The 12,398-nt window shown below is 70.3% G+C and carries 10 protein-coding genes; 3 read left to right on the top strand and 7 right to left on the bottom strand.

The window, feature by feature from the left end; all coding sequences use genetic code 11:
• Positions 1-53: 53 nt before the first annotated feature.
• Positions 54-1,304, top strand: coding sequence for a serine/threonine-protein kinase (locus HQ314_RS13605; RefSeq protein WP_231476091.1), 1,251 nt, complete (start codon positions 54-56; stop codon positions 1,302-1,304).
• An 89-nt stretch (positions 1,305-1,393) separates the two neighbouring features.
• On the opposite strand, the gene HQ314_RS13600 is transcribed toward HQ314_RS13605, so the two are convergent.
• Genes HQ314_RS13600 through HQ314_RS13590 form a run of 3 tightly spaced genes read right to left on the bottom strand, consistent with a single transcriptional unit; the run spans position 1,394 to position 4,292 of the window.
• Positions 1,394-2,350, bottom strand: a complete 957-nt coding sequence (locus HQ314_RS13600) for an endonuclease/exonuclease/phosphatase family protein (protein WP_222650320.1) — start codon at positions 2,348-2,350, stop codon at positions 1,394-1,396.
• Positions 2,347-2,982, bottom strand: coding sequence for a response regulator transcription factor (locus HQ314_RS13595; protein WP_222650511.1), 636 nt, complete (start codon positions 2,980-2,982; stop codon positions 2,347-2,349). Before HQ314_RS13595 ends, HQ314_RS13600 begins: the two co-directional genes overlap by 4 nt.
• A gap of 2 nt (positions 2,983-2,984) precedes the next feature.
• Positions 2,985-4,292: a sensor histidine kinase gene (locus HQ314_RS13590; protein WP_374197838.1), complete on the bottom strand. Its 1,308-nt coding sequence runs from the start codon at positions 4,290-4,292 to the stop codon at positions 2,985-2,987.
• Between the two features lie 149 nt (positions 4,293-4,441).
• Between HQ314_RS13590 and HQ314_RS13585 the strand changes: the two genes are divergently transcribed.
• A complete protein-coding gene (locus HQ314_RS13585; protein WP_222650318.1) occupies positions 4,442-5,710 on the top strand; it encodes a PspC domain-containing protein in 1,269 nt (422 codons plus the stop codon).
• The gene (locus tag HQ314_RS13580; protein WP_222650317.1) at positions 5,700-5,936 is read left to right on the top strand and encodes a hypothetical protein; all 237 of its coding nucleotides are present in this window, start codon (positions 5,700-5,702) and stop codon (positions 5,934-5,936) included. The genes HQ314_RS13585 and HQ314_RS13580 overlap by 11 nt, the downstream gene beginning before the upstream one ends.
• Before the next feature lie 39 nt (positions 5,937-5,975).
• Here the strand turns inward: HQ314_RS13580 and guaA are convergent, their stop codons facing one another.
• The 4 genes from guaA to guaB form a co-directional block, all read right to left on the bottom strand.
• Complete coding sequence (gene guaA / locus HQ314_RS13575) at positions 5,976-7,574, bottom strand: glutamine-hydrolyzing GMP synthase (protein ID WP_056442621.1); 1,599 nt, start codon at positions 7,572-7,574, stop codon at positions 5,976-5,978.
• A 28-nt stretch (positions 7,575-7,602) separates the two neighbouring features.
• Positions 7,603-9,393 (bottom strand): FAD-dependent oxidoreductase, encoded by a 1,791-nt coding sequence (locus HQ314_RS13570; RefSeq protein ID WP_222650316.1) that lies wholly within the window; start codon positions 9,391-9,393, stop codon positions 7,603-7,605.
• An 80-nt stretch (positions 9,394-9,473) separates the two neighbouring features.
• Positions 9,474-10,616, bottom strand: coding sequence for a GuaB3 family IMP dehydrogenase-related protein (locus tag HQ314_RS13565; RefSeq protein ID WP_027503786.1), 1,143 nt, complete (start codon positions 10,614-10,616; stop codon positions 9,474-9,476).
• 69 nt (positions 10,617-10,685) lie between these two features.
• A complete protein-coding gene (gene guaB, locus HQ314_RS13560; protein ID WP_261781714.1) occupies positions 10,686-12,152 on the bottom strand; it encodes an IMP dehydrogenase in 1,467 nt (488 codons plus the stop codon).
• Positions 12,153-12,398 lie beyond the last annotated feature (246 nt).

Here is a 12,398-nt window from a genome sequence, read left to right as displayed (position 1 = left end):
TGGTGACAGCCCTGCCCGGCACTCGATCGGCTCGTCCGATAACCTCGAACACCGTGACTGATCACCAGCAGCCCAGCGGAGCGGTGGCCGGCTCGGGGCGCACGCGACCGGTCATCGGACCCGACTACCTCCTCGCCGGTCGCTACCGACTCGACTCCAAGCTCGGCGGCGGCGGAATGGGCGCGGTGTGGCTCGCGAGCGACACGTTGCTCAGCCGCAAGGTGGCCGTCAAACAGGCCACCTCGACCGTGGACCTCACTCCCGAGGCCGCCCGCGAGATCCGCGAACGCGCCATGCGCGAGGGGCGGATGGCGGCCCAGCTGAACAACCCGCACGCCATCGCCATGCACGACGTCGCACTCGACAGCGGCGAGCCCTGGCTCATCATGGAGTACCTCCCCGCCCGCAGCCTCGCGATGGCCCTCAACATCGCCGAGTCGCTGCCCCCGGACGAGGTCATCCAGATCGGTGCCCAGATCGCCGACGCCCTCACCGCCGCCCACGCCGCCGGCATCGTGCACCGCGACATCAAGCCGGGCAACATCCTGGTCGCCGATCGCGGCAGCGCGCTGGGCATGGTCAAGATCAGCGACTTCGGCATCTCGCGCGCCAAGACGGACACGCACGAGGAGAACAGCGCCGTCATCACCGGCACCCCCGCGTACTTCGCACCCGAGGTGGCGCGCGGCGCGGACCCCACCGAGGCCAGCGACGTCTTCTCGCTCGGCGCCACGCTGTACACCGCGACCGAGGGACAACCACCCTTCGGCATCGACGCCGACTCCATCGCCCTGCTGCACCGCGTCGCCGGGGGGCGCATCATCCCACCGCGCAAGAGCGGACCGATGACGGCCACGTTGCTGCACATGCTCGAACCCGACCCCGCGCGCCGCCCCACCATGGCCGAGGTCCGCACCCGCTTCGTCACCCTCGCCGTGGGCAAGAACGGCAACGCCGGATCGGTGATCAACCACCCGCTGCGCGCGGCCGACGGTCAGGTCCCGTTCTGGGCGCTGCGCGGCTCCCGAGTCCCGGGCACCTCCCGGCGAGGCGAACGCATCCACGGCCGCACCATGACGGGGCTCCCGGCAGCGGACACCGCCACCCCTCTGGATCGGGTTCCGCGTCCGACCGCGGCGTCCACCACGCCGGCACCCGGGCCGGCCCCACGCCCGACGTACTCGCCGCCCGCGTTCGAGACGAAGGAACCCAAGTCCTTCAGCGCCCCCGCCGGGCTGCCGCTCTACCTCGCGATCGGCGGCGCGGTGCTGCTCCTGCTCATCGTCCTGCTCCTGGTGCTCTGACCCGCTCCCGACCCGGCGAGTACGGCCGTACTGTCGCGAACATCCACCACAGGACGACAGTTCGGACGTACTCGCGAGATCGAGGTGGGTCAGGGGACGTCGACGGTCGCGACGAGCCCCCGGTGATCCGATCCCACGATGTCGACGGGCTCGAGGGAGCGCACCTGCGCGTCCCGCACCACGACGTGGTCGATCCCGACCACCGGTGGGTACCACGTGTCCATCGGGTAGGTCGGGATCAGCCCTGCACCGACAGCGTCCGCGGCGTCGACGTATCCACCGGTGAGCAGATCGCGGAACCGCTTGTGTGCGTGCGTGGAATTGAAGTCACCGCCGACGATCACCGCTCCCGGCGACGCCTGCGCCAACTCGTCACCGAGCATGTCGAGCTCCGACGCCCACACCGGGGTGGGTGTCGGCCAGGGCGGCACCGGATGCACCGCGTAGACCCGGAGCGGCTGCGCCGCACCGACATCGAGATCTGCCGTCACGCTCGCGAGCAGGTAACCGGGCAGTTCCCGGCCGTTCGACAGCGGGAACCGGCTGTAGATCGCGGCGCCCGCGCCGCCCTGATACGGCGCCACGAACCGGTAGGGCAACGCGGCGGAGAGCCCGGCGGCGTCGAACGCCCCCACCGACTCCTCGGTGAGCTCCTGCACGGTCAGGACGTCGATGCGGCGCTCCCGCACCGACGCCACCAGTGCCTGTGGATCCGCCTCTCCCAGTTTGACGTTCGCCTGCATCACGCGCAGCGGCTCACCGGGGGCGGCATCGGCGACTCCCGCGGCGCCCGGTACGTACAACGGCACCACGACCACTGCGGCCGACCCCAGGAGAACGGCGGACGCCGCGGCGATCCACCACCGCCGCGCGAGCAGGCACACCAGGATTCCGACGACGGTCACGCACAACAGGATCGGCGCTGCGGAGGCGGGACCCACGACCACCATGCTGCGGGTCTCGAGCATCGACGAGACGACGGCCACCAGACCCGCGGCGAGCCCACCGAGGCCGACGACGACGGCCGCGACCGCACGGGCCCTCATTCGATGCGCCGTCGGTGTGCCCAGCGGGTGAGGGCGTTCCTGTTGGACTGCTGCGTCTTCCGCAACACGTTCGAGGCATGGGTCTCGACGGTCTTGATCGAGATGAAGAGCGTCTCGGCGATCTCGCGGTAGGTGTAGCCGCGGGCGAGCAGGCGCAGCACCTCCAACTCGCGCGGCGTCAGGGAGTCGAGCTCCGGATCGAGCGGCGGTTCCGGTGCCGCGGAGCGACCGGTGAACGAGTCGAGGACGAACCCCGCCAACCGCGGTCCGAACACGGCGTCACCGCCCGCGACGCGGCGCACCGCGTCGGCGAGATCGGACCCCGAGATGGTCTTGGTGACGTAACCCCGAGCACCGGCGCGGATCACGGCGATGACGTCCTCGGCGGCGTCGGACACGCTGAGCGCCAGGCACACCGGGCCCTCCGCGATGGACTGCAGAACGGCGACCCCACCGCCGTCAGGCATGTGCACGTCGAGCAGGACGACGTCGGGACGGATCTCGTCGATACCGCGGACCGCGTCCGCGACGCCCCCGGCCTCACCGACCACCTCGATGTCGGTCTCGCGCCCCAGTTCCGCGCGCACCCCCGACCGGAACACTCCGTGATCGTCGACCAGGAAGACTCGCAGGGTCACGCGGACCGTTCCTCTCTCGCGGTGTCGGGCACGGAGTCCGCGTGCCCGGTGGTACCCGTGCCGCGCACCCGCGGCACACAGATGTGGATCTCGGAACCCTGCCCGGGTGCGGACCGCACCCGCACAGAGCCGCCGCGGCGTTCGATGCGTGCCCGCACACTGCGCGCCAGGCCCTGGCGATCCTGCGGCACGCTGTCCGGATCGAATCCGCACCCGCGGTCGCGGACGAAGACCTCGACGGTGTCGCAGCCCGCCTCGGCGTACAGGTCGACGGAGGTCACCCCGGAGTGCTTGGCGGCGTTGACGAGTGCCTCGCGCGTGGCTCCGAGCAGAGCGGTGGCGACCTCACGGTTCAACCCCGAACTCTCGACCGGCTCGTCCAGAGCCACGTCGCCCACGGTCACGGGATCCACGGTCACACCGTAGTGGTCCTCGACCTCACCGGCGATGGTGGCCAACGCGCGGACGAGAGACGCGTGGTCGTCCCGGTCTCCCCCGAACAGCCACTTGCGCAGCTCTCGTTCCTGACTGCGCGCGAGGCGCATCACCTCGGCGGAGTCGGTGGACTGCTTCTGGATCAGGGCGAGGGTCTGCAGCACGGAGTCGTGCAGGTGCGACGCGATCTCCTCGCGTTCGTCGTTCCGGATGCGTGCCGCGCGCTCGTCACCGAGGGCGCGCCACAACCGCATCCAGAGCGGGACGGTGAGCAGTACCGCCCCGACCAGCGTCACGACGACGGCGAGCAGGGACGACTGCAGCGCCCGCACGTCCACGCGGGCGACGAGCACGACACAGAGCCCGATGATCACGAGCGTGACCCCGGCGACGATGCGCGCCCACCCGAGTACCGACGTGCGTGCGTGCCGAGGCCGGGTGTCCGCCGTCCGGGTCCCGGCCGCGTCGAACTCCCGCCACACCAGCGCGGCGCCGAGCGCGACGACGACGACAGGGGCGATGATCGTGGACGAGCTGCCCGTCAGCCCCGACCCCAGCGCGACGGCGCCGCCGATCCCGAGGGCGATCAGCCCGTACGCGCGACGTTTCTCCGAGCGGTCCGGCCTGCGGACGTCGGTACCCGCGGAGGTGAAGATCCACAGCAGTCCGTAGGCGACGGCACCGGCGCCGGCCGCGGCGCACAGCACCGCGAAGACGACCCGCACCCGGAACACGTCGACGTCCAAGTGATCGGCGACACCGCCCGCGACACCGCCGACGACACGTCCGGCGGCACGGCGACGGAGCGCCGGCGTCGGCAACGGCGGACGGCCGGGGGGCTCCCGCGTGTGCGGAGGCTGTGCGGGCAGGGTGGACACGCCTCGATACTGGCACGGCTCACGGCTCCGCGGTATCGGGGTTCTCCCCCATCTCGGTCGAGTCGCGCGACGCGTGGACACCGGCGAAATCAGGGTTCGCCCCGATGTGCCGGGACGCCTCGGCAGCCCAGGATGTATCCATGACCCACGCCACCGCGTCCGCCCAGCTGTCCGAGATCTGGCGAACCCGACCCGTGCGCCTGCCCGATCAGGGCCCCGGTGCCGGTGTCGCCGCCGGAATCGGCCACCGCTACCGCGTCGACCCCGTTCTCGTCCGTGTCGCGTTCGTCGTCTCCACCCTGTTCGGTGGATCCGGCCTGGTCCTGTATCTCGCTGCCTGGCTGGTGCTTCCGCGCCGCGGCGATGTCGTGTCGCCGGCGGAGTCGCTGCTCGGCCGCGGCCGCACATCGGACTCCCACACGACGGCCGTGGTGCTGTCCGTCGCTCTCGTCATCTCGGTCCTCACGGTCGGACCACTCGGAATGGGATCGGGGCTGGTGTCCACGATCGCCATGCTGGGGGCCCTGTACCTGCTGTTCCGTCGGACTCCGAACGCGCCGACACCGGCCGAGCTCGCCGGCGCTCCCCTCTCCGCGCACGATCCGGCCGCACAGCAGTGGAACGCCTACTCGACGCTCCCCGACCAGTACGTTCCGGAACCCGCCGCCCACCCCGCGCCCGTCTCGTTGTCGAAGGACGACCCGGACACACCGTCCACTCCGCCGCCTCCGAGCTGGGATCCTCTGGGAGTCGCCCCGTTCGCCTGGGACCTCCCCGAACCGGGTCGGCCCGTTCTCCCGGTCCCCGCACCGACGCGGAAGTCGCACCTGACGTCCACGGTGATCGGCCTCGCCATCATCGCCTCCGCCGTGACCATCGGCATCGGCGCCGCCACGGGCGCCGCCGTCGTGACCGCTCCCCGTGTCGGCGCGGTGGCGCTGACCGTCGTCGGCATCGGACTGATCATCGGCGCGTTCCTGCGGCGCGGCTACGGCTTGCTCGTTCTCGCGGCCCCGCTCGCCGGGTTCGTCCTCGTGTCGTCCCTGGTCGACGTGCAGGACCTGCGCGGTGTCGAGTCGCCGAACATGGGCAACGTGACGATCGCGCCCACGTCGATGGCCGCGCTGGCGCCCGCGTACGAGTCCGGTGTGGGGAACTTCGTCCTCGACCTGCGCGGGCTCGACCTCACCGAGGACCGCACCGTGACCGTGGAGAAGGCCGTCGGCAACACCGAGATCCTGCTGTCACCGACCATGAACGTCGTCACCGACTGCAGTAGCGCCGTCGGCAACGCGAACTGCATCGGCGCCGGCGGGGTCGACGGCGGATCCGACGGGACGGCAGGACCGACCCTGACCATCGAGGCCAGCACTGCGCTGGGAAACCTGGAGGTGCACCGTGACCGATGAGACCGGACACGACACGAGCGGTACCGATCGCCGCGGACCCTCACCGGTCCTGCTGATCGCCGGTGTGGCGGCACTGCTGCTGGCGATCCCGACGCTCGTCGGCGCGGACCCCACCGCGATCGTCGCCGGCGCCGCGTCGGGCTGGACCCTGGTGATCGCCGCGATCGTCGTCGGCGTGGCCCTCGTCCTGGCACCCGTCAGGCGCCGGAAGTCACGCTCGCAGTAGAGCTCTCGCCGTTCGACCGCAGGCGGTCCGCCGCCGGGCTCACTCCCATTCGATGGTGCCCGGCGGCTTGCTCGTCACGTCGAGCACCACCCGGTTCACCTCGCGCACCTCGTTGGTGACCCGGGTGGAGATCCGTTCGAGCACGTCGTACGGCAGCCGGGTCCAGTCCGCGGTCATCGCGTCCTCGCTCGACACCGGACGCAGGACGATGGGATGACCGTAGGTCCGGCCGTCGCCCTGCACACCCACACTGCGGACGTCGGCGAGCAGCACCACGGGACACTGCCAGATCTGGGAGTCCAGACCCGCCATCGTCAGCTCCTCGCGGGCGATGGCGTCAGCATGGCGCAGCGTCGCCAGGCGATCGGGCGTCACGGATCCGATGATGCGGATGGCCAGACCCGGGCCGGGGAACGGTTGCCGCGCCACGATCTCCTCGGGCAGGCCGAGCTCCCGGCCGACGGCGCGGACCTCGTCCTTGAACAGCAGCCGGAGCGGCTCCACGAGCGAGAACTGCAGATCCTCGGGCAGACCGCCGACGTTGTGATGGCTCTTGATGTTGGCGGTACCGCTCCCGCCGCCGGACTCGACCACGTCCGGGTAGAGCGTGCCCTGGACGAGGAAGTCGATCGACTCCCCGTGCGCCGCACTGTCACCCAGTTCCGCGCTCACCGCACCCTCGAACGATCGGATGAACTCGCGGCCGATGATCTTGCGCTTGGTCTCCGGATCCGAGACGCCGTCGAGCTCGCGCAGGAAGGTGTCCACGGCGTCCACCGTCACCAATCGGGCGCCGGTGGCGGCGACGAAGTCCTGCTGGACCTGCTCGCGCTCTCCCGCTCGCAGCAGTCCGTGATCGACGAACACACACGTCAGGCGGTCACCGATCGCGCGCTGCACCAACGCCGCGGCGACCGCGGAGTCGACACCGCCGGAGAGACCGCAGATGGCCCGGCCGTCGCCCACCTGCTCGCGCACCTGCTCGACCAGCGCGTCCGCGATGTTCGCCGCCGTCCACGTCGGCGCGATGCCGGCGATGTCGTGCAGGAACCGGGACAGCACCTGCTGACCGTGCGGCGAGTGCAGGACCTCCGGGTGATACTGCACCCCGGCGAGGCGTCGTGCCCGGTTCTCGAAGCCGGCGACGGGGGCGCCGGCACTGGTCGCCACGACCTCGAAGCCCTCGGGAGCTTCGGTGACGGCGTCGCCGTGACTCATCCACACGGGCTGCGTCGACGGCAGCCCGTCGTGCAGCGTTCCGCCGGAGACGTCGATGTCGGTGCGCCCGTACTCGCGGGTGCCCGTGTGGGTGACGGTGCCTCCCAGCGCGCCCGCCATTGCCTGGAACCCGTAGCAGATACCGAAGACCGGGACGTCCAGGTCGAACAGCGCCGGATCGAGCTGCGGCGCACCTTCGGCGTAGACGCTCGACGGACCACCGGACAGCACGATCGCCGCGGGCTTCTTCGCCGCGATCTCGTCGACCGTCATCGTGTGTGACACGACCTCGGAGAACACCCGTGCCTCACGGACGCGCCGCGCGATCAACTGGGCGTACTGCGCGCCGAAGTCGACAACGAGCACCGGATTCGCGTTCTCGAGGGGCGGGACGGGATCCTGCTGCGGGGAGTCGGTCACGCGCACAGTCTAGAGAGCGCGTCCGCCCTCATGCCGCGCCGGTGCTGCCCGCGTGGCTGGCGACCCGCGTCGAGGACGGCGGCGTACTCGTCGGCGTCCGGATCTCGACGATGGGCAGCACGAGCGCCGCCGGTGCGTGCGCGGGAACCACCGGGCTGCGGGGTGCGATGGGTTCGATGCGCTCGTACGGCAGACCCTGCGCGGGCCGAAGGTCCTTCTCCCCCTTGTTCGGCCACAGCGACGCGGCCCGCTCGGCCTGCGCGCTGATGGTCAACGAGGGATTGACGCCCAGGTTGGCGGACACCGACGAGCCGTCGACGATGCTCAGCGTCGGGTAGTTGTGCACGCGGTGGTAGGGGTCGATGACGCCGTTCTCGACGTCCTCGGAGATGACGCAGCCGCCGAGGAAGTGGGCGGTGAGCGGGATGTTGAAGACTTCTCCCCACGTCCCGCCGGCGATCCCGTCGATCTTCTTCGCGATGCGCCGGGTGGCCTCGTTGCCCATCGGGATCCACGTGGGGTTCGGCTCGCCGTGTCCCTGCCGGCTGCTGACGTGGCGACGCCCGAACGGACCACGCTTGGTGAAGGTGGTGATGGAGTTGTCGAGGTTCTGCATCACCAGCGCGATGATGGTGCGCTCGCTCCAGTGCCGCGTGTTCATCATGCGCAGGAACCGGACGGGGTTCTTGACCACCTCGGCGAGGAACTTGAGCCACCGCGGGGTGCGGCCGCCGCCGTCCGTCATGAGCGTCTGCAGCAGGCCCATCGCGTTGGAGCCCTTGCCGTAGCGGCACGGTTCGATGTGCGTGTCCGCACTGGGGTGGAACGACGAGGTGATCGCGACACCGCGGGTGAGGTCGATCGACGGGTCGTAGGTCAGCTTGCCCGCGCCGACGATGGACTCCGAGTTGGTGCGCGTCAGGCGCCCGACCGTGGGCGAGAGGTTCGGCAGCGAACCCGTGTCGCGGAACTTGTGCATGAGCTGCTGGGTGCCCCACGTGCCGGCGGCGAGGACGACGTGCCCCGCGGTGTAGGTGGCACGGCCCTTGCGCAGGCGCGCGCCGGTCCGCTCGGTGGACACGACCCACGAACCGTCCGGTCGCGGTGTCAGGTCGGTGACGGTGGTCATCGGCACGATGTCCGCGCCGGCCTTCTCCGCGAGGCCGAGGTAGTTCTTGAGCAGCGTGTTCTTGGCGTTGTGGCGGCAGCCCGTCATGCACTCGCCGCACTCGATGCAGCCGGTGCGGTCCGGGCCCATGCCGCCGAAGTACGGATCCGGCACGGTCTTGCCGGGCTCGTCGCCGAAGAACACGCCGACGGGCGTCTGGATGAAGGTGTGGCCGACGCCCATGTCGTCCGCGACGGACTTCATGACGTGGTCCGCCGGGGTCATGTGCGGGTTCTGCACGACACCGAGCATCTTCTGCGCCTGCTCGTAGAACGGCGTCAGCTCGGAGTGCCAGTCGGTGATGTGCGACCACTGCTGGTCCTGGAAGAACGTCCGCGGCGGCTGGTAGAGCGTGTTGGCGTAGTTCAGCGACCCGCCGCCGACGCCGGCGCCGGCAAGGATGAGGCAGTCACGCAGCAGGTGGACGCGCTGGATGCCGAAACAGCCCAGCTTCGGCGCCCAGAGGAACTTCTTCAGGTCCCAGCTGGTCGACGCGAAATCGTCGTCCTCGAACCGACGCCCGGCCTCGAGAACGCCGACCGAGTACCCCTTCTCGACGAGCCGCAGCGCCGTGACACTGCCACCGAAGCCGGACCCCACGACGAGTACGTCGTAGTGCGGGGTGGCGCTCGTCGTGGTTGCGTCGCTCATCGAGACCTCCTGATAGACCCGGACGTGATCGGCACCACGATACCGTACGTGTGAATCCGGGTGACAGGAACTGGTCGCGACTATCCGCGGATGTTGAGGCCCACCTTCTGGAACTCCTTGAGATCGGAGTAGCCCGACTTGGCCATCGACCGTCGCAGGCCGCCGACCAGGTCCAGCGAACCGAACGGGTCCGTCGACGGACCGGACAGGACGCGGTCCAGCGACGGACGGTCCTCGCCGAACGACACGGGCAGGAACGCACCGCGCGGCATCGACGGGTGCGCCGCTGCCGACGGCCAGTACCAGCCGCGGCCGGGAGCCTCGTCGGCCAGGGCGAGCGGTGCGCCGAGCACGGCGGCGTCCGCACCGCAGGCGATGGCCTTCGCGAGATGACCCGATGTCGAGATCCCGCCGTCGGCGAGCACGTGCACGTACCGGCCGCCGGTCTCGTCCAGGTAGTCACGACGGGCGGCGGCGGCGTCGGCGATCGCGGTGGCCATCGGGACACCGATACCGAGGACCTCGCCCGTGGTGGTGGCACCCTCGGTGGATCCGTACCCGACGATGACACCCGCGGCGCCGGTCCGCATCAGGTGCAGGGCGGTGCGGTGGTCGCTCACGCCGCCGGCCACGACGGGAACGTCGAGCTCGGCGATGAACGTCTTCATGTTGAGCGGTTCCTCGCTCGGGTGCCCCACGTGCTCCGCAGAGATGATCGTGCCCTGCACGACCAACAGGTCGATGCCCGCGGCCACCAGTGCCGGAGTCAGCGACCGTGCGTTCTGGGGACTGACGCGCACGGCGACCGTGACACCGGCCTCCCGCACCTGCGCGACGGCGGCGGCCAGCAGATCCGGCTGCAGGGGTGCGGCGTGGAGCTTCTGCAGCATCTTCACCGGCGCGTCCGCGTCGACGTCCGATTCCGCGAGCTCGACGAGCTGATCGATCACCGACTCCACGTCGGCGTGGCGGCTCCACAGGCCCTCACCGTTGATGACGCCGAGGCCACCGCGCTTGCCCAGCTCGATCGCGAACGACGGAGACACCAACGCGTCGGTCGGGTGCGCGACGATCGGGATGTCGAAGCGGTAGGCGTCCAGTTGCCATGCCGTCGACACCTCCTTCGACGACCGGGTACGCCGGGACGGGACGATGTCCACGTCCTCGAGCTCGTACGTCCGTCGAGCCGTGCGGCCCATGCCAATTTCCACCAGGTCGCGCACGCGCGTCCTCTCTCGTAAGCCTCCCGGACCTCGTGGGTCGGGAGGCGCTCGACTCCGGCCGGAATCGAGTCAGCGGGCAGTGTAGTTCGGTGCCTCGACGGTCATGGTGATGTCGTGCGGGTGGCTCTCCTTGAGTCCGGCAGAGGTGATCTGCACGAACTGCGCCTCCTGCAGCTCCTCCACCGAGTTCGACCCCGTGTAGCCCATCGCGGCCCGCAGTCCGCCCGTGAGCTGATGGATGACCTGGGACAGCGGGCCTCGGAAGGGCACACGCCCCTCGATGCCCTCGGGCACCAGCTTGTCCTCGGCCAGCACGTCGTCCTGGAAGTAGCGGTCCTTGGAGAAGGACTTCGACGCGCCGCGTCCCTGCATGGCGCCCAGCGAACCCATGCCGCGGTAGCTCTTGAACTGCTTGCCGCCCACCAGGATCAGCTCACCGGGCGACTCGGCGGTGCCCGCGAGCAGGGATCCGAGCATCGCGGTGGAAGCGCCGGCGGCGAGAGCTTTGGCGATGTCACCCGAGAACTGCAGTCCGCCGTCGGCGATGACGGGCACACCGGCGGCCTTGCACACCGCGACCGCCTCGAGGATGGCCGTGATCTGCGGGGCACCGACGCCGGCGACGACGCGGGTGGTGCAGATGGAACCGGGACCCACGCCCACCTTCACGGCGTCCGCACCCGCCTCGACCAGGGCGCGCGCTCCCGAGCGGGTGGCGATGTTGCCGCCGACGACCTGGACACGCTCGCCCACCTCGGCCTTGATCTTGCTGACCATCTCGAGGACCTGGGAGTTGTGCCCGTGCGCCGTGTCGACGACGAGCACGTCGCACCCTGCCTCCGCGAGAAGCATCGCGCGGGACCAGGAGTCGTCGCCGACGCCGACGGCGGCACCGACCAGCAGGCGACCGTCGCGGTCCTTGGTGGCGTAGGGGTGCTGCTCGGTCTTGACGAAGTCCTTGACGGTGATCAGACCGGTGAGCCGGCCGTGTCCGTCGACGATGGGCAGCTTCTCGATCTTGTGACGACGCAGCAGGCCCAGCGCGGCGTCGGCCGTGACACCCTCGCGCGCGGTGACCAGCGGAGCCTTGGTCATGACCTCCGCGACGGTGCGGTTCTGGTCGACCTCGAACCGCATGTCGCGGTTGGTGATGATGCCGACCAGTTCGCCGCGCTCGTCGGTGACGGGCAGGCCGGAGATGCGGAACTTGGCGCACAGCGCGTCGACCTCGGCGAGCGTGTCCGACGGCGAGCACGTCACCGGATCCGTGACCATGCCGGCCTCGGATCGCTTGACCACCTCGACCTGCGCCGCCTGATCGGCCGCGGACAGGTTGCGGTGCAGGACGCCCATACCTCCGGCGCGAGCCATGGCGATGGCCATGCGTGCCTCGGTGACGGTGTCCATGGCGCTGGACACCAGGGGGACGCGCAGCCGGATCTCGCGGGTGAGCTGGCTGGACGTGTCCACCTTGCTCGGAATGAGATCCGATGCGGCGGGTATAAGGAGAACGTCGTCGAAGGTGAGGCCCAACATGGCAACCTTGTTCGGGTCGTCGCCACCGGTGCGGACACGGGTCGCCTCGACGCGGGCGGTCGAGTCCTCTGCGGCGGTCACGGGCCTGTCGGGGGTACTCATACGGATCGGGCCCTCCTGAGCTGCGGTCGATCGATGTGCGAGCCGGGGACTTCCCTCGTCCGCTCGCGATACATCGTATCGGTCCCCCGCCCGGCGCAGGTCACCCCGTGCGCCGGAGGCCGCCGGACCCCCGCGGAGCCGTGT

It is taken from the genome of Rhodococcus sp. BP-332 (genome assembly GCF_019836065.1).
Classification (GTDB): Bacteria; Actinomycetota; Actinomycetes; order Mycobacteriales; family Mycobacteriaceae; genus Rhodococcoides.
The sequence above is the reverse complement of the archived record's forward strand: the minus strand, read 5'-3'. Positions and strand labels throughout refer to the sequence as shown.

Excerpts from the sequence above, each read along its gene's own strand:
- HQ314_RS13600 (WP_222650320.1), bottom strand. The coding sequence starts at position 2,350 with ATGAGGGCCCGTGCGGTCGCGGCCGTCGTCGTCGGCCTCGGTGGGCTC.
- HQ314_RS13585 (WP_222650318.1), top strand. The coding sequence starts at position 4,442 with ATGACCCACGCCACCGCGTCCGCCCAGCTGTCCGAGATCTGGCGAACC.
- HQ314_RS13570 (WP_222650316.1), bottom strand. The coding sequence starts at position 9,393 with ATGAGCGACGCAACCACGACGAGCGCCACCCCGCACTACGACGTACTC.
- guaB (WP_261781714.1), bottom strand. The coding sequence starts at position 12,152 with ATGTTGGGCCTCACCTTCGACGACGTTCTCCTTATACCCGCCGCATCG.